This window comes from Halosimplex amylolyticum (assembly GCF_051414035.1).
GTDB classification, from domain to species: Archaea; Halobacteriota; Halobacteria; order Halobacteriales; family Haloarculaceae; genus Halosimplex; species Halosimplex amylolyticum.
Map to the genome: position 1 here is coordinate 175840 of NZ_JBLKNW010000004.1, position 21358 is coordinate 197197.

Genomic DNA, 21358 nt, shown 5'->3' on the forward strand with positions numbered 1-21358 from the left:
GAGCGGCTTACCCTGACCCTAAAGCCGGTAATCCGACCGATCTCACGCTTCCGCCCCAGTAACGCCTTCGTATCTCCCCAGCGGGGGGAGTCAGACGACCCCCACGAGCGCGAGGTGGAGCGTCACCCCCGCACCGATACCGAGCGCCACCAACCCCGCCGCGTCTCGGGGGTCGTCGGACGCCAGTCGAGCGGCCGCAACGGGCGGCCCGGCGACGAGGACCGGGTAGCAGCGCCCCATCGATCCGTGCGTTTCTTGCCCATGGGACAGGGCCACAAGTACTCGGAACCGAAACAACATTCCAGAAAACGGCCTCGTTACCCCCTTAACGCAAGCTATTTATTGGGTCTGGGGCCGGAAAGTTCTTGGTCGTCCTGGGCGACAGTGGTGATACGGTTATGGCATTACTCTGGCTGGACGACGTTACGGCCGAGGACTTCGACTCGGTCGGTGGCAAAGGCGCATCCCTGGGCGAGCTGACGTCGGCGGGCCTGCCCGTCCCGCCCGGGTTCGTCGTGACGGCGGAGACCTACCGGTCGTTCATCGAGGAGACCGGGATCGACGAGGAACTGTTCGAAGCTGTCGACGTATCGGTTGACGACTCGCAGGCGCTCGCCCGCGCGGCCGAGCACGCACAGGAACTCATCTGCGAGACCGAGATGCCACAGTCTATCCGCGAGGAGATCCTCGCGGCCTACGACGACGTCGAAGACGGCGACGCGTCGGTCGCGGTCCGCTCGTCGGCGACCGCCGAGGACCTGCCCGACGCCTCCTTCGCCGGCCAGCAGGAGACCTACCTCAACGTCACGCGCTCGGGGCTGCTCGACCGCGTACGCGACTGCTGGGCCTCCCTGTTCACCCAGCGGGCGATCTACTACCGCCAGGAGCAGGGGTTCTCCCACGAACAGGTCAACATCGCGGTCGTCGTCCAGCTGATGGTCGACGCCGAGAAGAGCGGCGTCATGTTCACGAGCCACCCCACCACGGGCGACCCGCGGGCGATCATCGAGTCCGCCTGGGGCCTGGGCGAAGCCGTCGTCTCCGGCGCCGTCTCGCCCGACAAGTACGTCCTCGACCGCGAGACCGGCGAGCTGCGCGACGCGACCGTCGCCACCAAGAAGGTGATGCACGTCCGCGACGAGGAGACCGGCGAGACCATCGAGCGGGCGGTCCCGGAGGACAGGCGCGACGAGCAGGTCCTCTCCGCGGAAGAACTCGACCGCCTCGTCGGCCTCGGCGACGAGATCGAGTCCTACTACGGCGACCCGCAGGACGTCGAGTGGGCCATCGCCGAGGGCGACCTCTACGTCCTCCAGTCCCGCCCCATCACGACCATCGACGAGGACGCCGGCGGCGTCGCGGGCGCCTCGAACGGCGTCGAGGACATCGCCGGCGTCGCCGACGGCGGGAGCGCCGCCGCGTCCGGCAGTGACGGCGGTGCCGGGCAGGGCGAGGGCAACGTCATCTTCTCCGGCATCGGCGCCAGTCCCGGCCGGGTGTCGGGGCCGGCGCGGACCATCAGAAAACTCGACCACCTCGACAAGGTCGAAGAGGGCGACATCATCGTCGCCGAGATGACGACCCCGGACATGGTCCCCGCGATGAAGCGGGCCTCGGGCATCATCACCGACGAAGGGGGCATGACCAGCCACGCCGCCATCGTCTCCCGCGAACTCGGCGTCCCCGCAATCGTCGGCACCGAACAGGCCTCCGAGCGCCTGCACGACGGCCAGGTCGTCACCATCGACGGCGACAAGGGCACCGTCGAGCAGGGCGACTCGACCGGCGCCGAGCAGCGCGAACCCGTCGAGGAGGTCCGCCCGCAGGCCCCCGTCAAGCCCATGACGGCCACGGAGGTCAAGGTCAACGTCTCGATCCCCGACGCCGCCGAGCGCGCGGCCGCGACGGGCGCCGACGGCGTCGGCCTGCTGCGGATCGAGCACATGATCCTCTCGACGAACAAGACGCCCGAGCGCTACATCGACGACCACGGCACCGACGCCTACGTCGACGAGATCGTCGACGGCGTCCGCGGCGTCGCCGAGGAGTTCTACCCCCGGCCCGTCCGCGTCCGCACGCTCGACGCGCCCACAGACGAGTTCCGCCAGCTTGAGGGCGGCGAGAGCGAGCCCGCCGAGCACAACCCGATGCTCGGCTACCGCGGCATCCGCCGCAGCCTCGACCGCCCCGAACTGTTCGCCCACGAGCTCGCCGCGTTCAGCCGGCTGTTCGAACTGGGCTACGACAACGTCGAGATCATGTTCCCGCTCGTCAACGACGCCGAGGACGTGCTCCGCGCCCGGCGGCTCATGGAGGAAGCGGGCATCGACCCCGACAAGCAAGACTGGGGCGTGATGATCGAGACGCCCGCCGCCGCGCTCGGCGTCGAGTCGATGGCCGACGCCGGCGTCGACTTCGTTTCCTTCGGGACGAACGACCTCACCCAGTACACCCTCGCGGTCGACCGCAACAACGGCCGCGTCGCCGACCGCTTCGACGAGCTTCACCCCTCGGTTCTGAAGCTCATCAGCGAGACCATCGAGACCTGCCGCGAGGAGGGCGTCTCCACGAGCATCTGCGGCCAGGCCGCCTCGAAACCAGAGATGGTCCAGCACCTCGTCAACGAGGGCGTCACCTCCATCTCCGCCAACATCGACGCCGTCCGCGACGTCCAGCACGAGGTCAAGCGCGTCGAGCAGAAGCTGCTGCTCGACAACGTGCGCTGAGCGTCTGCGTTCCCGGCCGGCAGTTCCGCGGCGCGAAGCCTTTTGTCGCGATCGGTGCATCGGTCAGGGAAGCCGATGGAGATGGCCGAGATCGAGATCCACGAGTACGAGAACACGATCGAAGACCACGGGACTCGCGAGGACGGCGCTGGCTGTTACGTCCCCGGCGCGGAGCGGACGGAAGCGATGTTTATCCTCACGATCCGCACGCGCGACGGGACCGAGGGCCACTACCGCGGCGTGATGTTCCCGAACGTCCAGCTCGCCCAGATCCGGATGTGGGCCGAGGAGCTGATCGGCCGGGACCCGCTCGCTCGCGAGGATATCTGGATGGACTTCTGGCGGCGCGGTCGCCACACCGACCGGATCGGGATCGGACCGATCGACGTCGCGCTCTGGGACCTCGCCGGACGCCACTACGGCGCGCCGCTGTACGAACTGCTCGGCGGCGGGAAGCGCGACCGGATCCCGGCCTACGCCTCGACGTTACCGGGCAATCCCGAACACGACACGCCCGAGGTCTTCGCCGACCACGCCGAAGTGTGCGCCGAGCGCGGGTATCCGGGCTACAAGCTCCACCCGCTGGGGGACCCGGATCTGGACATCGAGGTGTGTCGCGCCGTCGACGAGCGCGTCGGTGACGAGTTAGACCTCATGCTCGACCCCTCTAGCACGTACACGACCTACCACGACGCGCTGCGCGTGGGCCGCGTGCTCGACGAACTGGACTTCTACTGGTACGAGGACCCGATGTGGGAGACCGGCGAGAGCACGTACGCCATGCGCCGCCTCGCCGACGACCTCGACACGCCGCTGCTCGGGATCGAACACTCCCGCACCGAACCGTTCGGCAGCGTCAACCACCTCTTCGACGACGCGCTGGACATGCTCCGCGTCGACGCCCACCTCGGCGGCGGGATCAGCGGCGCGCTCAAGACCGCCCACGCGGCCCAGGCCGCGGGGTTCGACGTCGAGCCGCACCTCGGCGGCGCCGCGCACCTCCACCTCCTCAGCGCCGTCCCCAACTCGAACTACTACGAACACGGCCTGCTCCACCCCCACACCGAGTGGCACTCCGAGGCCGGCCTCGCCGAGCCCGTCGACGAGATCGACGACGACGGCCACGTCCCCGTCCCCGACGGCGACGGCCTCGGCATCGACATCGACTGGGATTTCGTCGAGGCGAACCAGACCGACCGGACGCTCGTCGAGTGAGGACGACGGACGGATCGGCGGCCCACACGACCGCCCCCGTCGCCCGAACGTTGAAATCCCTCGCTGGCGACCCACGGGTATGCCATTCGAGGGCGTGCTCCCCATCCTCGCCGTCCCGTGTCGCGAGTCGGGCGAGATCGACTACGAGAGCGTCCGGACGCAGATCGCCGCGCTCGCCGACGGCGGCTGCGACGGCGTGATCCTGTTCGGGTTCGGCAGCGAGTTCTACAAACTGCGCGACGGCGAACGGCGCGAACTCACGCGCGTCGCCGTCGACGCGGGCGCCGACTTCGACCTGCCGGTGTACGCCTCGGTGACCGAACAGACCACGGCCGCGGCGGTCGACCGGGCCGGATGGTTCGCCGACGCCGGCGTCGACGGCCTCATGCTCCTCCCGCCGCACATGGCCGGCCCGAGCGAAGACGCGCTGCTGGAGCACATGCGGAGCGTCGCCGACGCCGTCTCCCTGCCGATCATGGTCCAGTACGCCCCGCAGAACGTCGGCGTGACTATCGCCCCGGAGACGTTCGCGGCGTTGAGCGAGGACGTTTCGAACGTCTCGCACTTCAAGGTCGAGTGCGAACCGCCGGGTCCGTACGCGACCGCGCTGCTCGACGCGACCGACGGCGCGGTCGACGTGCTCGTCGGCTCGAACGGGAAGCACCTGATCGAACTGCTGGATCGGGGCGGCGTCGGCGTGATCCCAACTGGCGGTCTGCACGAGTTCTACGTCGAGATACTCGACCGCTACGACGCCGGAGACCGCGAGGGGGCGATCGCGGTCCACGACCGGCTCCTGCCGATGCTCAATCACAGCGCCGGCGGCGAGTCGTTCGTCCGCTTCGACAAGGAGATCCAGGCCCGCCGCGGCTTCATCGCCACCGACGCGACCCACATGCGCGCGCCGACGACCGACCCCGACGACTACGTGGTCGACCTCTGGGAGGACCGGCTGGAGCGCGCGCTCGACTACCTCGGGGAACTGTGACCGCCGGAGACGCCCCCGGTGGCCTCGTCGCCCGAGAGTCAATTGGTAACGGTTGTCAAATTTCGCGTCGAACGCAGTAGCCTCGGGCATCGCTCGGCGGACGGGCGAATCGGCCGAGCGATTCCGGTGGCGGAGTACCGCGGAGTTCGGCGGAGTAACGGACCGTTGCCGTCGCTGCCGGCCAGATACCTCGCTGATAACGAAGGATCGCGACGTTCTCACGTACTGTCGCAATGTCACCGCAAGACCTCGATACGTCGCGGCGGGACGTGATGAAAGCGGTCGGTGCGGGGACGGTGTTCGCGGCCCTGGGCGGGACCGCCGTCGTCAGCGGCCGAGACGGGAAAGCCGTCGGGGACGTCGACGCGGCGGCGGTCGATCGAAACGACGGGCTCCAGGAAGCCGGGTCGGTCCATCGGGTACAGACGCTGATCAGCGCTCCGCCGACGAATCCCGAACGACCGGCCGACTTCTTCTTCCAGCCGACGGGGCTGCACGTCCAGCCCGGCGACGTGCTCCGGTTCGAGTTCGTGACGCCGGACCACAACGTCGTCTCGTACCACCCGGCCTTCGGGATGCGACGGCGGGTGCCGCTCGGCGTCGACGCGGTCTCCTCGCCGCTCATGGGATGGCGACCGGACTCGATCCCCGGCGACATGGTCGACCCGCCGACGCCGGCGGCCGAGGAGGAACCCGAGGGAACGGCGACAGCGACCCCCGGCGGCGAGGCCACGACGCCGATGGAGACCGAGACGCCCACGGCCACCGGGACCGCGACCGGAACGGACGGCGAGAGCGAGGGGCCGGTACCGGACTTCTGGCTGCTCGCGCTGGACGAACCGGGCGTCTACGACTTCCTGTGCTCACCCCACGAGCACTTCGGGATGGCGATGCGCGTCGTTGTCGGCGACGAGACCGACGCCGCCTTCGAGACCGAGGACCCCGACGCGCTGCCGGAACCTCGCGTCGGCCCGGTCGGGCTCGCCCGCGTCACGCTGACCGACCCGGCGCTGGCACCGTCGAATATCGTCGAGCAGGGAACCGTCTCGTGGGGCGCGCTCGAAGCGGTTCAGGGCGACGGGAGCGGGACCGCAACCTCTGGCGGCGAAACGGAGACGCCGGCTGAGGAGACGGCGACCGAAGCGACGGAAACGGCGGCGGGCGGGACGGAAACGGGGACCGAACCGGGCGAATAGCTGGGGTCGCCCGGATTTTTTCAGAAGAACGTCAGCTTGTCGCGGCGGTACAGGTCCATCTCGGACACCATCGAGGGGTCCTGCTTCGCGGCGAAGCGGACGGCGTCGGCGATCTCGGTCGGTTCCGACGCCTCGCCGCGCTCGAAACGCTCCTCGAAGGACTCGCCGGTCTCGCTGGCGAACTCGCTGCGGACCTCGGCGGGGTTGATGGTGGTGACGGCCACGTCGTCCTCGCCCACGTCGGCGGAGACGCTCTTGGCGAAGCCGCGGACCCACCACTTCGACGCCGCGTAGACGGGGTTGAAGGGGCGCGGGTACTGCCCGGCGAAACTCCCGATGAAGACGAGCGTCCCCGACGACTCGCGGAGGTAGGGCAGCGCCGCGCGCGTCGCGAAGAAGTAGCCGTCGACGTTGACCTCCATCATCGTCCGGTAGTCCTCGGTCGCGAGGTCGTCGACGCCCTCGCCGGCGACGACGCCGACGTTGTTGACCAGCAGGTCGAGGCCGCCGAACTCCGTCACCGTCTTCTCGACCAGCGCGTCGACGGCGTCCTCGCTGCGTACGTTCGTGGGGACGACCAGCGTCTCGACGCCGTAGGCGTCTTCGAGGTCGGCCGCGATCGATTCCAGTCGCTCCTCGCGACGGGCCGCGAGCGCGACGTTCGCGCCGTCCTCGGCGAGGGCGTGGGCCGTGGCCTCGCCGATACCGGAACTCGCGCCGGTGACGATCGCGGACTCTCCGTCCAGGGACTGCTCGGTGGACATGCGAGCGGATAGGACGGTCGAGACTATAAGTATCGGTTGTCGGCCGCCCCGGACAGCAGGCCGAACGGCCGGGTTTCGACGACCCCGAGATCGGCGCCGACAGACTCATCAATGCAGCGAAACGACCAGTAACCATGGCAGCTGATAGCACGCGCGAAACGTCGCGGCTGTTCGGCGCGCTCTCGCATCGCTATCGGCGGATCGTTCTCTACTACCTCCGGGAACACGAGACTGCGACCCTGGACGTGCTGGTCGACCTCGTCACCGGCTGGGTCCAGGCGGGCCCGGGACCGGACGAATCGGTCGACCACGCGGAGGTCCGGGCCCAGCTCCACCACGTTCACCTGCCGACGCTCGATTCGGCGGCGCTGGTCGAGTACGACCCCGACGCGGGGACGGTTTCCCGCTGCGAGTACTCGGCGGCCGCGGGCGAGATACTCGACGCCGCGCTCGAGTCGGACACCACGGGGACTCGCCTCGACGTCCGGGGGGTGCTCGCCGCCGCCGAGGAGCAGACGCGACCGCGTGCGCCCGGCGAGGCGGCGTGCGGCCCGGAAGACGACGCGGGTCGCGATGGATCGGGCGATAGCCGCCCCGGAGACGACGATGACGGCTGACCAGAGCGGTCCGCTGCGAGACGTACGCGACCGCGCCCGCGGGCCGGGCAAGACCGTCACGACGTTCGGCCCCGACCCCTACGCCGACCTGAAACCGGTCCTCGCGCAGTTCGACGTCGGGCTGGATCACGAATTCCTCCCGATACCCGAGTCCGAAGGGTACCTCACCGTCAGCGTCGAGGGTCGGACGCTGGGGTCGATCTCCGCGGCCGCGTTCGGCGAACTGCGCGACCCGGACACCGAGCTGCCGTGGGACGCGGCGACGCGCGAGTCGGCGTATCGCGACCTCGTCCAGTTGCTCGCGGGCACGACCTTCGTGATGGACGACAGGCGCCACCTGCTCGCGACGGCCCGCGAAATCGAGGACCGCGCGCTGCGGCGGGGGCACGGCCGCCTCTACGCCTCGTTCCAGTCGCTATCGGCGTTCCGGGCGCAGGTCCCCGTCTACGAGCGCCTGGTCGGCCGGACCGACCTGCGCGCGTTCGTGTACGGGGCGCCGGACTGGGAACCCCCGGACGTCGAGCACGTGACCGTGCGACTCGACGACGCGGACGACCTCGTCGCCTTCTGGGTGGTCGCGTTCGACGGCGCGGGCGACGACGACGCGAAGTGCGCGATGATCGCGGAGGAGACGGCCCCGGACGAGTACACGGGCGTCCTCACGTACGACCCGGAGGTCGTCGACGACCTGACCGCGTATCTCGACGCCGTCGCGGCGTAGCGGCCCGACCCGGCGTGTCGAGGAGCGCAACTGCTAAACACCTCCCATCCCTGCGATCGGGTATGCAGCTGGCCGAGCCGCAGGATTTCGAGCGCGTCCTGTCGTCGATGTGCACCGAACCACACCCCGCGGCTCGGGAGGCGGCCGAGCGATTCCTGGCGACCAATCCCGGCGACCCCGGCACCTACGAGAGCGTCGCGGCCCTCGAAGAACGCGCGGTCGAACTCCTCGGGGAGGTTACCGGCCACCCCGACCCCGAGGGGTACGTCGCCAGCGGCGGCACGGAGGCCAACATCCAGGCGATCCGGATCGCCCGCAACCGCGCCGACACCGACGACCCCAACGTCGTCGCGCCGACGAGCGCCCACTTCTCGTTCACGAAGGCGGCGGACCTGCTCGGCGTCGAGTACCGGACCGCCCCCACGACCGACCACCGGGCGGACCCCGAGGCGATGGCGCGGCTCGTCGACGAGGACACCGTCTGCGTGGTGGCAGTCGCCGGCTCGACGGAGTACGGATACGTCGACCCCGTGCCCGAACTCGCGGATCTGGCCCACGAGGTCGACGCGCTCTGTCACGTCGACGCCGCCTGGGGCGGGTTCGTCCTGCCGTTCACCGACCACGAGTGGCACTTCGGCCACGCCGCCGTCGACACCATGACGATCGACCCGCACAAGATGGGTCAGGCCGCCATCCCCGCGGGCGGGCTGATGGTCCGCTCGCGCGAACTGCTCGACGAGCTCGCCATCCGGACGCCGTACCTCGAATCGACCTCGCAGGTGACGCTGACCGGCACCCGGAGCGGCGCGGGCGTCGCCAGCGCCGTCGCGGCGATGGAGGCGCTCTGGCCGGAGGGGTACCGCGAGCAGTACCGCGCCTCGATGGACAACGCCGAGTGGCTGGCCGACCGCCTGGCCGCGCGGGGCCACGCCGTCGTCGAACCCGACCTGCCGCTGGTCGCCGCCGACCTGTCCGTGCCGATGACCGAAGAGCTGCGCTCGCGCGGCTGGCGCGTCGCCAAGACCGGCGCCGGCGAGATGCGCGTCGTCTGCATGCCCCACGTCACTCGGTCGATGCTCCGGTCGTTCGTCGCGGACCTCGACTGGTACTGACCGACCCGACTGCGTTCTCCAACGACCCGGGAATACTGTCGCCCCCGTAGGACAAATATGAAAGCTTACGACAACCGCCGTGTAACCGCCGGTCGTGTTCCCGATCGAGGTCCCCGCACTCTTGCTCGGCGGCGCCTGTAGCGACCCGTCCGGAGGGGCGCTCGTCGGCGCTGTCTGCACCGCGACCGGCCCGGCCGGCCTCCTCGTCATCGCCGTCTACTCCTTTCTCATCACCTTCATCCTCCCGCTCCCCTCGGAGATCGTCCTCCCGCTCGCGAACCACCTCCGACTCGGGCTGCCGCTGTGGGCGAACCTCTCGATCGTCGTCTTCGTCGCCAGCGTCGGCAAAGCCGGCGGGAGCGTCTTCGCCTTCCACATCGGTCAGGAAGCCAAGGAGTCCGGCCCCGTGATTAGAGCGCTGCGGCGCTCCCGGTTCGACGTGATCGAGTGGTCACAGTCCAAGGTCGTCCAGCTCTCCAAGAAGTACGGCTACGCCGGACTCGCCCTCGCGCTGTCGGTGCCCGCCTTCCCCGACACCCTGTCGGTGTACGCCTTCTCCGTCCTCGAAGACGACTACCTCAAGTTCGCCGCCGCCACCTTCGTCGGCAGCATCGGCCGGTTTCTCGTCTGGATCCTCTTCTTCCGGGGCGCCGTCGCGAACCTGTGAGTCCGGTCGCGGCGTCGCGGCAGTCGGGACGACGGGATCACCGCGTTCGCCGGTCTCGACCGTGGGTTCCCGCGTCGGTGCGCTTACAAGGGGTCCGCGTCACCTTCGGGGTAATGGAAGGGGTGCTCTGGTACGTGTTCGCCAGCACCCGGGGCGGCGAGAACCGGGCGCGGATTCTCCGGGCGATCGACGAGCGACCGCGCAACGCCAACCAGCTGGCCGAGGACCTCGATCTGGACTACACGACCGTCCGCCACCACCTCGACGTGCTCGAAGACAACAACGTCGTCGACGCCAGCGGCGACGAGTACGGCGCCGTCTATCTGCCGACCGACCAGTGTCGGGCCAACTGGGACACCGTCGAGGAGGTCCTGGCGACCGTTCTGGAGGACGACTCATGACCCACCGACCGACCACCGACAGACCGCTACCCGACCGACCGACAGTCGAGAGCCGACTGCCCACTGACCGCCCGAGTGTGGAGACAATTTGGACAGCCTATTTGACGGCCCGTCGCAAAGGGGGGAGTCGAGGATGAGTCTCTGGTTCGAGGCCGCCCGCGGCGCGGTCGTCCTCAACGTCGTCTTACTGGCGGGACTGGCGACCGTGTGGGCGCGCAACTACCGCTCGCACGGCGCCAGGCACACCCTCGGCCTCCTCGTGTTCGCCTGCGTCCTCCTCGCCCAGAACCTGCTCGCGCTGTATCTCTACACCCTCCACCCGACCTTCCACAACTGGGTCTACTACTCCGCGCCCATCGCCCAGCGCGGCACGATGGCCATGAACGTCCTCGAACTCGTCGCCATCGCGTTTCTCGTCAAGATCACCCTGGAGTGACGCCCGAAGTTGCGAAGTCCGTGTGCCGTCCGTTCCGCATACATTTCGACAGCGTCCGTGATAGTCCCTCTCTCGGCTATCTTTATCGTGTCACTGAACGAATCTGTAGTATGGAATACCGTCGCGTCACCTCACAGCTACTCGTCGGCGGGGTCGTCATGCTCCTCGGCTTCGTACTACTCGCTCGAACGACCGGCGTCTACGACACGGAGCGCCTGCTCGTCTACGTCCCGACGCTGTTCGTCCTGATCGGACTGTTCGCCATCGTCGCCAGCGGGTTCCGCAACGTCGTCGGTCCCCTCATGGTCGTGCTGGTCGCCGGGGGCTGGCAACTCGTCGCGCTCGACTACCTCGCGGCCGAGACCGTCTTCTCGCTGTGGCCGTTGTTGATCGTCCTCTTCGGCCTCTCGCTGGTCCTCGGCCAGTACCGCGCCCGCGCCGTCGCGCGCGAGTCGGACTTCCTGACCTCGGTCGCCGTGTTCGGCGGGCGTGCGGAACGGTCGACGTCCCAAACCTTCCACGGCGCGGACCTGACCGCGGCGTTCGGCGCCGTCGAACTCGACCTGCGCGACGCGGTCGTCGAGCACCCGCCGGGGACGGTCAACGCCAACGCCCTGTTCGGCGGCGTCGAGGTCATCGTGCCCCGGGACTGGAACGTCCGCGTCGACGTGTTGCCCCTGTTCGGCGCGGCCGAAGACGAACGTCCCCGCCGTGACACGGAACACGACGAGGTCGACCTCGTCGTCACCGGTTTCGCCCTGTTCGGCGGCATCTCCGTCAACGACTGATCTCGCCGGCGGGCCGTTCGCCCCCCGGTCACCCGGCACGGCGCGTCGACCGCTCACGACAAGCTTTTTGCCCGAAGCCCTCTCAGTCGGGAGTGAGATGGGCATCCAGTCCACCCGTCGGATGCGTATGCGCACGCCGCTCTTCTAGCGCCGGGTGGACCCAACACACCGCACGGGCTCATACCCCACAGCCAGGTCGGCCGGCCTGGCCGGTGTGCGGCGGGGAACCCCGGTCGACGACCGTACCGCCGACGGACGAGTCCACCCAATCAACGATGACACGCAATCACCGCGTTAAAGAGCCGACTGGAGGTATCGCATAGTATGAGCCACGACGACTTTCCCACCGAGAACCCCGCGGTCGTGACCTGCGGGTTGCCCTACGCCAACGGCGACCTGCACATCGGCCACCTGCGGACGTACGTCGGCGGCGACGTGCTCTCGCGGGCCCTGCGAACGCTCGGCCAGGAGACGGCGTTCGTCTCCGGGTCGGACATGCACGGCACCCCCATCGCCGTCCAGGCCATCGAGGAGGGGGTCGACCCCGAGGCGTTCGCCCTGGAGTGGCACGAGCAGTACGAGGAGACGTTCCCGAAGTTCGACGTCGACTTCGACAACTACGGCCACACCCACGACGAGACCAACCGCGAACTCACCTACGAGATCGTCGAAGCCCTCGAAGACGAAGGGTACGTCGAGGAACAGGCGATCAAGGTCGCCTGGGATCCCGAGGACGAACAGCCCCTCCCGGACCGCTACGTCGAGGGGACCTGCCCCTACTGCGGCGCGCACGCCCGCGGTGACGAGTGCGACGAGGGCTGCGGCCGCCACCTCGAACCCGGCGAGATCGAAGACCCCGTCTCGACCATCTCGGGCAACCCGGCCGAGTACCGCGAGCGCACGCACAAGTTCTTCCGCGTCTCCGAACTCGCCGACTACCTCTCGGCGTTCCTCGACCGCCTCGAAGGCACCTCGAACGCCCGCAACCAGCCCCGCCAGTGGATCGAGGACGGGCTCCAGGACTGGTGTATCACCCGCGACCTCGACTGGGGCTTCGACTACCCGGGCGAGGAGGATCTCGTCCTGTACGTCTGGGTCGACGCGCCCATCGAGTACATCGCATCGACCAAGCAGTACACCGACCGCGTCGGCGCCGACGAGTACGACTGGGAGGCCGCCTGGAAGGCCGACGACGTCGAGGCGGCCGGCCCCGACTCGGGCGAGATAATTCACATCATCGGCCAGGACATCATCCAGCACCACACCATCTTCTGGCCGGCCATGCTCCACGTCGCCGACTACAACGAACCGCGCGCCGTGGTCGCCAGCGGGTTCATGAACCTCGACGGCGACGCCTTCTCGACGAGTCGCAACCGCGCCATCTGGGCGCGGGAGTTCCTCGACGAGGGGTTCCACCCCGACACGCTACGGTACTACCTCACCACCGTCGGCGGCTTCCAGGACGAGATCGACTTCTCGTGGGACCGCTTCGCCGAGCGGGTCAACGGCGAACTCGTCGGCAACGTCGGCAACTTCGCCTACCGCTCGCTCCTCTTTGCCGAGCGGAACTTCGGCGGCACGCCCGAGGCCGACGTGTCGGGCGAGGTCCGCGAGCGCATCGAGGACGCGGTCGCGGAGTTCGAGGCCGCGATCAACGACTACTCGGTGCGGAAGGCCACGCAGGCCGCGGTCCGCCTCGCCGCCTTCGGCAACGAGTACATCCAGCGCCACGAACCGTGGAACCTCGACGAGGACGAGGCCGCGCCGGTCATCCGCGACTGCGTCCAGGTCGCCAAAGCCGTCGCCGTCCTCGTCTACCCGGCCACGCCAGACACCGCCGAGCGCCTCTGGGAGCAACTCGGCGAGGACGGGTCGGTCGTCGACGCGACCCTCGACGACGCGCTCGAAGCACCGCCGGGCGAGTTCGGCGAGCCCTCCGAGTTGTTCGAGAAGATCGAGGACGAGCGCGTCGAGGAGTTGAACCAGAAACTCGAAGACCGCGTCCAGGACGTCGCCGACGCCGAGAGCGGTGCGGACGACGGAACCGAAACCGACGAGGCCGCGGCGGACGACGAGGGGAGTATGGACGTAGAAGACCTCGCGGAGAACCGCATCGGCTTCGACGACTTCGAGGAACTGGACATCCGCGTCGGCCGCATCGAGTCCGCCGAGCCAATCGAGGACTCCGACAAGCTCGCCCGGCTGGAGGTCGACATCGGCCTCGAGACCCGGCAGGTCGTCGCCGGCATCAAGCAACTGCACGACCTGGACGAGCTGCCGGGGACGAAGGTCGTCCTGCTGGCGAACATGGAGAAAGCCGAGCTGTTCGGCGTCGAGTCCAACGGCATGGTGCTGGCCGCCGGCGAGGAGGCCGACCTGCTGACCACCCACGGCGACGCCGAACCCGGCACGAAGATCCGGTAACTCGACGCTCCCCGACGTTGCGAGATTTCTCGCCCGCTCGGTCACTCAGTCCGAGTGTCCGGGTCGGACGGTATCGTCGCCGTTCATCGCCGCTCGCGTGGTCGAGACGGTCCGGCCGAGGAGGCCGGCGACGCTGTCGCGCCGGTGGACGAACAGCGCCACCCCGAGGACGAGGTACACGACGGTGTAGGCGTAGAGGACGAGCATGCTGAGCTCGGTCGCCGTCGTCTCGGCGTAGCGCTGGATGACGTAGAACTCGACGAGCACCTGCGTCGCGAACAGTCCGAGGATCGAGAGCGCCTCGCGGGCGCTGATCTCGAAGTTCGAGAGGACCGCGATCGCGAAGAGGCTCTGAGCGGCGGTGATCCAGATCTCCGCCGCCTGCTTCGAGTCGAACGGGAGCGTCCCGACCGCCCCGGCGGAGACCGAGTAGACGACCGCGAGCGTCCCGATGAGCAGCGTCCACTGGTTGAGCTTCGAGGAGATGAGCGCGTTGAACCCGGCGGTCGTCCGTGCCTTGTTCACGAGGTAGGCGACGACGATCAGCTCCGGGCTCTCGGAGGCCAGCGGCGCCAGCCACTGGATCATGAAGAACTCGGGGACGCCGTACTGGATGCCCAGCTGTTCGAGCCCCTCGGCGAAGGGGTGGACCGCGGTGAAGATGATCGCCCCGGAGAAGGCGAACCCGACGAGGACCGCCGCGGCTCGCCGGGCCCTCGACAACTGCTGGAAGTACGCCGGGACGCCGACGTGCTCCTCGGCCTCGTCGACGTCGCCGCGGACGATGACGAGGAGGTAGAGCAGGTACATCCCGACCAGTACGAGCGTGTCGAACGGCCCGATACCGCCGTTGAACGGGACGAAGAAGGCGAAGGCGGTCGCCGCGAGGAGGAAGGTGATCTCCAGCGAGATGTCCCGGTCGAGCGTGACGACGTTCGCGAGGGTCCCGGAGCGGTCCTCGACCGCCGGGTCGGACGCGCGCATCGCGCGGTAGATGCTGAACAGGGCGATGCCCGACCAGCCGAGGCCGATGAGGATCCGGTTCGCGCCGGTCATGTTGGCGACGGCGAGGTTCGCGGCCTGGTCCGAGCCGGCGCCCGCCTGCCAGGCGTACAGCGCGTCGACGGCGTACTCGGGGGCCACGGCGAGCACCGCCAGTACCGCGATGGCGAACGCCCGCGGCACGTCCTTCTCCGCGGTCTCGGCAGCCCACGCGAGCAGGAACGAGGCGCCGAGGATGCCGAGGCCGCCGACCAGAACGGCCAGGGCGGGCGCGATGTTGTCGCCCGGGTGGACGGTCCCGTACCCGCCGTACGAGACGAACGTCCCGACCCAGGGAAGCGTCACGGCCAGCGTGGCCGCGACGGCGAACAGGGGATGTCGCAGTCGAGAAGCCATGAATCGTGGTGAGACAACACGGCCACCCTCATAATCCACAAGATGTCCGCTGTGCGGCCACAGATAGCGGTTTCGAGCGCTCTATCCGGTGATTTCCCGATCTACCGGTACTTCGGGAAAACGGGCGTTTCAGCCACTATCTGAGGTATTTTCGGCACATTCAGGAGCGATCTGTCTCAGTCCGGAGATCGCGACGATCGGCCCTTCGTTCGGAGGGGTCGGCGCGGCTCACTCGTCCGAGAACTCCACGTCAGCGCCGGGCGCGGACCGCTTCACGCTCCGGATACCCCGTTCGACGCCCTGTTTCGACTGGTATCCTTCGCCGCTGTCCGCGATGATGTTCCCGTTCGCAGCGACGAGTCGCCATCGCCACTCGTCCGCGCTGTCCCGGAAGACTTCGAACGTGGCTTTGCTCATTCGACGGGGCATACACTCGGTCCCGGGTTAAGTGCCCTCACTCTGAGCGCGCTCGCCGCCGGGAGTGCGGACGGCAAGCCCTTTTGGTACCGGCCCGTTACGACCGGGCATGGCAGACGACGCCGGTGCGGACGGCGACGACGAGGAGGAGTGGCGCTTCTCGGTCGACGAGGTCGGCGACGACACCGGCGACGTGGACGAGAGCGACACGCTCGTCGAGGAGGGCGAAGGCGAGAACTGGGACGTGACGGTCGGCGCGGAGAACGACGACGCTCCCGCTGTGACGTTCGGCGACGGCGAGTCCCGGGAGGAGTCGAACGGCAACGGCGAGGCCAGCGGAAACGTCGCCGGGACGGTGACGCCAGACATCCCGGTCGAGTCCGACACGCCGAAACTGGAGAGCGCCGTCTTCGTCGCGGCCGGCGCCTTGCTCATCCTGCTCGTGTTCGCGAGCATCGTCACGCCGCTGACGCCGCAGACCGTCGGCACCATCGCCCTGGCGGTCGCCGCCGTGACCGGTATCGTCTACGCGATCTACGTGCGGTTCTGAGTGCCTGCCACGGGATACTACGGCGAGCGGAGCGAGCGGAACGGAATTCGCGGCGATCGCGACGAGCAGAAGTGTTTTCGGGCAGGCGACCGAATCTCCGGTATGATCGAGTGGATCGGGCAGAGCTCTGTCTTTACGTGGATCGGACAGAACCTCCCGCTGTTCCTCCTGCTCGCGGGTGCGGCGCTGACCATCGCGGAGGCGTTCGCCCCCGGAGCGCACTTCATCGTCCTCGGAGTAGCCCTGCTGGTCGCCGGCCTGGTCGGCCTGTTTCTCCCGCCGGGGCTGGGCGTCCTCGCGCCGCTCATCCTCGCCGGCCTCGTCCTCGCGGCCGGCGGCGCCACCTTCTACGCCTACCGGCAGTTCGACTTCTACGGCGGCAAAGGCGAAGAGCAGACCAGCGACTCCGATTCGCTACGCGGCGCGATGGGGCGGGTCACCGAACGCATCACCACGACCGGCGGCGAGGTGAAACTGGACGAGGGCGGGTTCAACCCCTACTACCGCGCCAAGAGCGTCGACGGCGAGATCGAGGAAGGGACCGAGGTGATGGTGGTCGACCCAGGCGGCGGCAACGTCGTCACCGTCGAACCCGTCTCCGGCGGCCTCGACGAGATCGACCGGGCGCTGGCTCGCGGGCGCGACCGCAACGCCGAGGCCGACGACGCCGGCGCCGAGCGCGACGAGGACCCCGACCGCGAGTTCGAGACCGACCCCGCCTGAGCGCGCGAGCGGCGTTCGCACCCGAAGCTCGAAACGGCCCCGCGCTGACGGGCCGCAGCGACGCTCCATCTGTGGTCGCTCACCCAACACTTTTCTTCGGGTGGGGCCAATTTCGAACGCATGATCCCCGCAACAGTGCTGCAAGGACTCGGTGGGGCACTTCCGATCGTGGCAGTGATACTGCTGCTGCTGGCGGTCGTGATGGTGTACCAGATGGTGGAGATCGTCAACGCCTACGAGAAGCGCGCGCTGACGGTCTTCGGGGAGTACCGCAAGCTCCTCGAACCGGGCATCAACTTCGTGCCGCCGTTCGTGTCGAAGACCTACGCGTTCGACATGCGGACCCAGACGCTCGACGTGCCGCGCCAGGAAGCGATCACCCGCGACAACTCGCCGGTGACCGCCGACGCGGTCGTCTACATCAAGGTGATGGACGCCAAGAAGGCGTTCCTCGAGGTCGACAACTACAAGAAGGCGGTCTCGAACCTCGCCCAGACCACCCTCCGCGCCGTCCTGGGCGACATGGAACTCGACGACACGCTGAACAAACGCCAGGAGATCAACGCGAAGATCCGCAAGGAACTCGACGAGCCCACCGACGAGTGGGGTATCCGCGTCGAGAGCGTCGAGGTCCGCGAGGTCAACCCCTCGAAGGACGTCCAGCAGGCCATGGAGCAGCAGACCTCCGCGGAGCGCAAACGCCGCGCGATGATCCTCGAAGCGCAGGGAGAACGGCGCTCCGCTATCGAGCAGGCCCAGGGTGAGAAGCAGTCCGACATCGTCCGCGCGCAGGGGAAAAAGCAGTCGCAGATCCTCGAAGCGCAGGGTGACGCCATCTCGACGGTCCTCCGGGCGAAGTCCGCCGAGTCGATGGGCGAGCGCGCCATCATCGACAAGGGCATGGAGACCCTGGAGAACATCGGTCAGGGCGACTCCTCGACGTTCATCCTGCCCCAGGAGATGTCATCGCTGCTTGGTCGCTACGGCAAGCACCTCACCGGCAGCGACGTGACCGACATGGCGAAAGCCAACGGCGAGGGCGAACTCAACAGTCTGGACTTCGACGCCGAGACGCGCGAACTGCTGGGCCTCGACGACATCGAGGAGATCCTCGGCCAGATCGACCAGGAGGCGGAGGTCGACGTCGAGGAGATGGAACAGGAGGCCCAGGCGATCAAGGAAGGCAAGGACGCGACGAACATCCGCGACCCCGACGAGGTCATCGAGGAGATGGACTCCGAGATGGACCCCTCGGGCAGTCCGGTGGGCGGTCCCGGCGGCGACGGCACCGACGGCGAACGCGAACCGGAGACCGAGACGGAATAGCCCGTCGCCGCCCGCTCCAGGGCGCACGGGACCGGTTCGGATTCTTTCGGGCGTTCGTGTGAGGTAGCGAAGGCGTTTTACCACCCCACCGCCAAAAGGCTCATAATGAGTCGAGAGGGGGACGTCGACGAGAGTAAGCGGGCGACGCTCAGGCGCTTCGCGGCGCTCGGCGCCACCAGCCCGCTCGTCGGCCTCGCCAAGGAGAGCGAGAGCGACGCACCCGACGCCCTCCTCGGGTACGTCGCCGCCACCCCCGGCGCGCACTTCTCGAAGATCCGCGACGACCTGCAACTCGGCACTGGTGAGACCCAGCACCACCTCCGCCGCCTGGAGCGCGAGGGCGCCGTCGAGAGCCGCGAAGACGGCGAGTACCGTCGCTACTTCCCCGCGGATCGGTTCTCCGAGTTCGAGCAGGTGGCGCTGGGCTACCTCCGGCGGGACACCCCCCGGGGCATGGTCGTCGCGCTCCTGCGCGACCCCGACGCCTCGGGCACCGCCCTCGCCGACGAACTCGGCGTCTCCGCACCGACCGTCAGCAAGTACGCGAGCCAGCTGGAAGACGCCGGCCTGCTCTCCCGGGAGGACGGCTACGACCTCGAACGCCCCGAGACCCTCCTCCTCTTGCTCGTCCAGCACGCCGATTCCTTCGGCCCGAAGGCCGCAGAACTGGCAGCCGACGCCGACGACATCGTCTCTTACGACCCCTGACGGGGGACGCCACTCCCGATTGACATCTGTGAGCGCATCCCACCAGCAACAGCCCTCAGACAGCGGTCACTGGCGAGTGCGAGAAAAAGCGCGAAACCGCGTGCCCGCCGACTAGGCGGTGACTTTCCAGGTGGTCGAGGAGGAGTAGCCCCACTTCTCCACGTCGAGGGTCGCGTCGCTGTTCTGGATGGCCGTCATGTTCGATCCGACTTCCTTGGCCGAGAGGTCGAGTTCGTCCCCGATGAGTCTCGACTTGAAGTAGGTCTGGGTGTCCGCGTTCTCGCGGAGGTACTGGAGGATCCGCTGCTGTTTCTCCGTGAGGGTGAGTTGATCGCCCGTCGCGCTCGCAGTGGTCGCGCTCATACTACTACCGAGGTACTGTCCCCCTAAAGCGGGTTTGGTACGATCGGTAAAACCCGCTCACGTCTTGCGGTTTTTCGATCTCCCCGGCTCGATAACGAGCCCCTACACCCGGTTCGCGGGTCGCCGTTGGTGCCGTTGGTTAACCGGCCGTACCAGCCGCCGGGATCGCGCCCGGTCGCTCAGATCCGCTGCAGAGAGTCGTGACTGGACGGTCGGCCGCCACGCGAGAAGGGCCAGGGAGCCTTAGAGGTCCTCTTCGATTATCTCGCCCACCGCGAAGTTGGACTTGACCTCGGTCACTTCCACCTTGACCCGCTCGCCCACGTCGGCCCCCGGGACGATGATGACGTACCCGCGCTCCACGCGCGCGATGCCGTCGCCCTGTTTGCCGATGTCTTCGATCTCCACGTAGCGGATCTCACCGGCCTCGACCGGCGGCTGTGGCTCGGACGGGACGTTGTCCTCGTCCGTCTCGTTCGTTCGCTCGACGTCAGACGAGATGAGCGCGACGCGATAGGTCTCCCCCGGTTCGATAGAGCCCGTCTCGATCTCCCGCCGCGGCACCTCGACGACGTATCGGTCTCCGTCGTCCGACACGTCCGCGCTGAACAGACACAGCAGTTTATCTGAGATTTCCACGATGTAGACCTCCGCTCGGGACATAGTAGGCCTCTTTTATAAATCTCAGCAACCATCTTTTTCCCGGCCGGGTTTCCTCGCGCGCCTGCGGCGCGCTGCGGGAACAGCGTGGCGGCGTAGCCGCCACGTCATTCGGTCGCGGGCCGTCGGCCCGCGACCGGCAAAAACATGGGTGAAAAAGGCCGCATCTCGGCCTTCGGCCTCGATGCGGTGTCCGCAGGAGTGAGCACCGCGAACGACTGCGGGCTCGTCAGAGCTTCGCTCTGACGGTGAAACGACGCCTTCGGCGTCGTACGTTCTGCTCCGCTACCGCCACCGCACCGCCTCCACTACCGCAACGGCACTCACCGATACCACCACCGCCCCGCCTCCGCTACCGCAACAGCACTCCCCGATACCGCACCGCCTCCGCCACCGCTGACCGCATCTACTCGATCTTCGTCCCGTCGGGCCGCTTGGGGCCCTCCGAATCGTAGACGACGACCTCACCCGGGCCTCGCTCGACAGGTTTGTACCCGTCTCGGACGGCGATGGCCTCGTCGAGTTCCCGGATCGCCCGCTCTTTGAGCGCCTCGGCCAACTCTTCGGCCTCCGCGCGAGAGATGTCCCGACCCAACCCCTCGCACTCGTGTGCGCGGACCATCCCTTCCTCGTCGACGGCCTCGCCCATCGGCTGACTCGTGCCGCCCAGGGCGACGCTGAACGGGTACGTCTCGCATACCAGGGGGCGGTCCTCGTGAACGGTACAGGCGCCGGTGCCCTCCTCCTCGGCGTAGAACCGGCAGTCCCCGCAGTCGTCGGTCTGGAGCGCCCACTCGAAGGTCTCGCCCTGCGGGCCGTCCTCGCCCTCGACCAGTCCGTAGGGCATCGGCCGCGCCACGTCGCGCCAGTCGTACTCGCCCGTCTCCTGCAACTGGCGGACCTCGTCGGGGAAGACGGTCGCCGTGTGGTCGTGGCCCTCGGCCTCGTCTCCGCCCTCGCCTCCGCTGGCCGCCGCTCCGTCCTCGCTCTCGCAGCCCTCGACCGCTTTGCAGCAGGCGCCACAGCGCGTGCACTCGAAGCCGATTGCCTCGATGGCGTCGGCCAGTTCCGCCACGTCGAGGGCCGCGGCCCGTTCGCGCTCGGCTTCGAGACTCTCCATGCGTGAGGTATCGGACCGACGGGGAAAAGCACGTCGCG

Annotated in this window: 23 protein-coding genes; 16 read left to right on the top strand and 7 right to left on the bottom strand. The window is 68.3% G+C overall.

Annotation, left to right across the window (positions count from 1 at the left end):
- Positions 1 to 90 precede the first annotated feature (90 nt).
- Positions 91 to 240: a hypothetical protein gene (locus ACMGFE_RS17615; protein ID WP_436926543.1), complete on the bottom strand. Its 150-nt coding sequence runs from the start codon at positions 238 to 240 to the stop codon at positions 91 to 93.
- 158 nt (positions 241 to 398) lie between these two features.
- Between ACMGFE_RS17615 and ppsA the strand changes: the two genes are divergently transcribed.
- From ppsA to ACMGFE_RS17635, 4 genes are all read left to right on the top strand, one after another.
- Positions 399 to 2726 (top strand): phosphoenolpyruvate synthase, encoded by a 2328-nt coding sequence (ppsA, locus tag ACMGFE_RS17620; protein ID WP_436926544.1) that lies wholly within the window; start codon positions 399 to 401, stop codon positions 2724 to 2726.
- A gap of 75 nt (positions 2727 to 2801) precedes the next feature.
- The gene (locus ACMGFE_RS17625) at positions 2802 to 3941 is read left to right on the top strand and encodes an enolase C-terminal domain-like protein (protein WP_436926545.1); all 1140 of its coding nucleotides are present in this window, start codon (positions 2802 to 2804) and stop codon (positions 3939 to 3941) included.
- A gap of 79 nt (positions 3942 to 4020) precedes the next feature.
- Complete coding sequence (locus tag ACMGFE_RS17630; protein ID WP_436926546.1) at positions 4021 to 4929, top strand: dihydrodipicolinate synthase family protein; 909 nt, start codon at positions 4021 to 4023, stop codon at positions 4927 to 4929.
- Between the two features lie 233 nt (positions 4930 to 5162).
- Positions 5163 to 6125 (top strand): plastocyanin/azurin family copper-binding protein, encoded by a 963-nt coding sequence (locus ACMGFE_RS17635; RefSeq protein ID WP_436926547.1) that lies wholly within the window; start codon positions 5163 to 5165, stop codon positions 6123 to 6125.
- A 20-nt stretch (positions 6126 to 6145) separates the two neighbouring features.
- Here the strand turns inward: ACMGFE_RS17635 and ACMGFE_RS17640 are convergent, their stop codons facing one another.
- Positions 6146 to 6889 carry an SDR family oxidoreductase gene (locus tag ACMGFE_RS17640; protein ID WP_436926548.1) on the bottom strand — a complete coding sequence of 248 codons (744 nt, stop codon included), beginning with the start codon at positions 6887 to 6889 and terminating at the stop codon, positions 6146 to 6148.
- Positions 6890 to 7023: 134 nt separating this feature from the next.
- Here ACMGFE_RS17640 and ACMGFE_RS17645 point away from each other — a divergent pair, with 134 nt between their 5' ends.
- The 8 genes from ACMGFE_RS17645 (at position 7024) to metG (ending at position 14055) form a co-directional block, all read left to right on the top strand.
- Positions 7024 to 7506 (top strand): DUF7344 domain-containing protein, encoded by a 483-nt coding sequence (locus ACMGFE_RS17645; RefSeq protein ID WP_436926549.1) that lies wholly within the window; start codon positions 7024 to 7026, stop codon positions 7504 to 7506.
- Positions 7496 to 8227, top strand: a complete 732-nt coding sequence (locus ACMGFE_RS17650) for a DICT sensory domain-containing protein (RefSeq protein WP_436926550.1) — start codon at positions 7496 to 7498, stop codon at positions 8225 to 8227. Before ACMGFE_RS17645 ends, ACMGFE_RS17650 begins: the two co-directional genes overlap by 11 nt.
- Positions 8228 to 8289: 62 nt before the next feature.
- Positions 8290 to 9339 (top strand): tyrosine decarboxylase MfnA, encoded by a 1050-nt coding sequence (gene mfnA / locus ACMGFE_RS17655; protein ID WP_436926551.1) that lies wholly within the window; start codon positions 8290 to 8292, stop codon positions 9337 to 9339.
- A 121-nt stretch (positions 9340 to 9460) separates the two neighbouring features.
- Positions 9461 to 10006, top strand: coding sequence for a YqaA family protein (locus tag ACMGFE_RS17660; protein WP_436926696.1), 546 nt, complete (start codon positions 9461 to 9463; stop codon positions 10004 to 10006).
- A 113-nt stretch (positions 10007 to 10119) separates the two neighbouring features.
- Positions 10120 to 10407 (top strand): winged helix-turn-helix domain-containing protein, encoded by a 288-nt coding sequence (locus ACMGFE_RS17665; RefSeq protein WP_436926552.1) that lies wholly within the window; start codon positions 10120 to 10122, stop codon positions 10405 to 10407.
- Between the two features lie 133 nt (positions 10408 to 10540).
- Positions 10541 to 10843 (top strand): DUF8036 family membrane protein, encoded by a 303-nt coding sequence (locus ACMGFE_RS17670; RefSeq protein ID WP_436926553.1) that lies wholly within the window; start codon positions 10541 to 10543, stop codon positions 10841 to 10843.
- A gap of 110 nt (positions 10844 to 10953) precedes the next feature.
- The gene (locus ACMGFE_RS17675; RefSeq protein ID WP_436926554.1) at positions 10954 to 11631 is read left to right on the top strand and encodes a LiaF transmembrane domain-containing protein; all 678 of its coding nucleotides are present in this window, start codon (positions 10954 to 10956) and stop codon (positions 11629 to 11631) included.
- A gap of 324 nt (positions 11632 to 11955) precedes the next feature.
- Positions 11956 to 14055: a methionine--tRNA ligase gene (metG, locus tag ACMGFE_RS17680; RefSeq protein ID WP_436926555.1), complete on the top strand. Its 2100-nt coding sequence runs from the start codon at positions 11956 to 11958 to the stop codon at positions 14053 to 14055.
- Between the two features lie 45 nt (positions 14056 to 14100).
- On the opposite strand, the gene ACMGFE_RS17685 is transcribed toward metG, so the two are convergent.
- Both ACMGFE_RS17685 and ACMGFE_RS17690 read right to left on the bottom strand, forming a co-directional pair.
- Positions 14101 to 15453, bottom strand: a complete 1353-nt coding sequence (locus ACMGFE_RS17685; protein ID WP_436926556.1) for a calcium:cation antiporter family protein — start codon at positions 15451 to 15453, stop codon at positions 14101 to 14103.
- A gap of 228 nt (positions 15454 to 15681) precedes the next feature.
- Positions 15682 to 15870: an HVO_2922 family protein gene (locus tag ACMGFE_RS17690; RefSeq protein WP_436926557.1), complete on the bottom strand. Its 189-nt coding sequence runs from the start codon at positions 15868 to 15870 to the stop codon at positions 15682 to 15684.
- 109 nt (positions 15871 to 15979) lie between these two features.
- Here ACMGFE_RS17690 and ACMGFE_RS17695 point away from each other — a divergent pair, with 109 nt between their 5' ends.
- The 4 genes from ACMGFE_RS17695 (at position 15980) to ACMGFE_RS17710 (ending at position 19177) form a co-directional block, all read left to right on the top strand.
- On the top strand, positions 15980 to 16420 hold the full coding sequence (locus ACMGFE_RS17695) for a DUF7312 domain-containing protein (protein WP_436926558.1): 441 nt from the start codon (positions 15980 to 15982) through the stop codon (positions 16418 to 16420).
- A 102-nt stretch (positions 16421 to 16522) separates the two neighbouring features.
- Complete coding sequence (locus tag ACMGFE_RS17700; RefSeq protein WP_436926559.1) at positions 16523 to 17143, top strand: NfeD C-terminal domain-containing protein; 621 nt, start codon at positions 16523 to 16525, stop codon at positions 17141 to 17143.
- Between the two features lie 120 nt (positions 17144 to 17263).
- Positions 17264 to 18469, top strand: coding sequence for an SPFH domain-containing protein (locus tag ACMGFE_RS17705; RefSeq protein ID WP_436926560.1), 1206 nt, complete (start codon positions 17264 to 17266; stop codon positions 18467 to 18469).
- Between the two features lie 105 nt (positions 18470 to 18574).
- Positions 18575 to 19177: a winged helix-turn-helix transcriptional regulator gene (locus ACMGFE_RS17710; RefSeq protein ID WP_436926561.1), complete on the top strand. Its 603-nt coding sequence runs from the start codon at positions 18575 to 18577 to the stop codon at positions 19175 to 19177.
- A 111-nt stretch (positions 19178 to 19288) separates the two neighbouring features.
- On the opposite strand, the gene ACMGFE_RS17715 is transcribed toward ACMGFE_RS17710, so the two are convergent.
- The 3 genes from ACMGFE_RS17715 to ACMGFE_RS17725 form a co-directional block, all read right to left on the bottom strand.
- Positions 19289 to 19540, bottom strand: a complete 252-nt coding sequence (locus tag ACMGFE_RS17715) for a DUF7123 family protein (protein ID WP_436926562.1) — start codon at positions 19538 to 19540, stop codon at positions 19289 to 19291.
- A 243-nt stretch (positions 19541 to 19783) separates the two neighbouring features.
- Complete coding sequence (locus tag ACMGFE_RS17720; RefSeq protein ID WP_436926563.1) at positions 19784 to 20179, bottom strand: TRAM domain-containing protein; 396 nt, start codon at positions 20177 to 20179, stop codon at positions 19784 to 19786.
- Positions 20180 to 20606: 427 nt separating this feature from the next.
- A complete protein-coding gene (locus tag ACMGFE_RS17725) occupies positions 20607 to 21320 on the bottom strand; it encodes a YkgJ family cysteine cluster protein (protein WP_436926564.1) in 714 nt (237 codons plus the stop codon).
- Between the last annotated feature and the right edge of the window lie 38 nt (positions 21321 to 21358).

Bases quoted from the DNA above. Each gene is read 5' to 3' on its own strand.
- ACMGFE_RS17615 (WP_436926543.1), bottom strand. From the start codon at position 240: ATGGGGCGCTGCTACCCGGTCCTCGTCGCCGGGCCGCCCGTTGCGGCC.
- ppsA (WP_436926544.1), top strand. From the start codon at position 399: ATGGCATTACTCTGGCTGGACGACGTTACGGCCGAGGACTTCGACTCG.
- ACMGFE_RS17625 (WP_436926545.1), top strand. From the start codon at position 2,802: ATGGAGATGGCCGAGATCGAGATCCACGAGTACGAGAACACGATCGAA.
- ACMGFE_RS17630 (WP_436926546.1), top strand. From the start codon at position 4,021: ATGCCATTCGAGGGCGTGCTCCCCATCCTCGCCGTCCCGTGTCGCGAG.
- ACMGFE_RS17635 (WP_436926547.1), top strand. From the start codon at position 5,163: ATGTCACCGCAAGACCTCGATACGTCGCGGCGGGACGTGATGAAAGCG.
- ACMGFE_RS17640 (WP_436926548.1), bottom strand. From the start codon at position 6,889: ATGTCCACCGAGCAGTCCCTGGACGGAGAGTCCGCGATCGTCACCGGC.
- ACMGFE_RS17645 (WP_436926549.1), top strand. From the start codon at position 7,024: ATGGCAGCTGATAGCACGCGCGAAACGTCGCGGCTGTTCGGCGCGCTC.
- ACMGFE_RS17650 (WP_436926550.1), top strand. From the start codon at position 7,496: ATGACGGCTGACCAGAGCGGTCCGCTGCGAGACGTACGCGACCGCGCC.
- mfnA (WP_436926551.1), top strand. From the start codon at position 8,290: ATGCAGCTGGCCGAGCCGCAGGATTTCGAGCGCGTCCTGTCGTCGATG.
- ACMGFE_RS17665 (WP_436926552.1), top strand. From the start codon at position 10,120: ATGGAAGGGGTGCTCTGGTACGTGTTCGCCAGCACCCGGGGCGGCGAG.
- ACMGFE_RS17670 (WP_436926553.1), top strand. From the start codon at position 10,541: ATGAGTCTCTGGTTCGAGGCCGCCCGCGGCGCGGTCGTCCTCAACGTC.
- ACMGFE_RS17675 (WP_436926554.1), top strand. From the start codon at position 10,954: ATGGAATACCGTCGCGTCACCTCACAGCTACTCGTCGGCGGGGTCGTC.
- metG (WP_436926555.1), top strand. From the start codon at position 11,956: ATGAGCCACGACGACTTTCCCACCGAGAACCCCGCGGTCGTGACCTGC.
- ACMGFE_RS17685 (WP_436926556.1), bottom strand. From the start codon at position 15,453: ATGGCTTCTCGACTGCGACATCCCCTGTTCGCCGTCGCGGCCACGCTG.
- ACMGFE_RS17690 (WP_436926557.1), bottom strand. From the start codon at position 15,870: ATGAGCAAAGCCACGTTCGAAGTCTTCCGGGACAGCGCGGACGAGTGG.
- ACMGFE_RS17695 (WP_436926558.1), top strand. From the start codon at position 15,980: ATGGCAGACGACGCCGGTGCGGACGGCGACGACGAGGAGGAGTGGCGC.
- ACMGFE_RS17700 (WP_436926559.1), top strand. From the start codon at position 16,523: ATGATCGAGTGGATCGGGCAGAGCTCTGTCTTTACGTGGATCGGACAG.
- ACMGFE_RS17705 (WP_436926560.1), top strand. From the start codon at position 17,264: ATGATCCCCGCAACAGTGCTGCAAGGACTCGGTGGGGCACTTCCGATC.
- ACMGFE_RS17710 (WP_436926561.1), top strand. From the start codon at position 18,575: ATGAGTCGAGAGGGGGACGTCGACGAGAGTAAGCGGGCGACGCTCAGG.
- ACMGFE_RS17715 (WP_436926562.1), bottom strand. From the start codon at position 19,540: ATGAGCGCGACCACTGCGAGCGCGACGGGCGATCAACTCACCCTCACG.
- ACMGFE_RS17725 (WP_436926564.1), bottom strand. From the start codon at position 21,320: ATGGAGAGTCTCGAAGCCGAGCGCGAACGGGCCGCGGCCCTCGACGTG.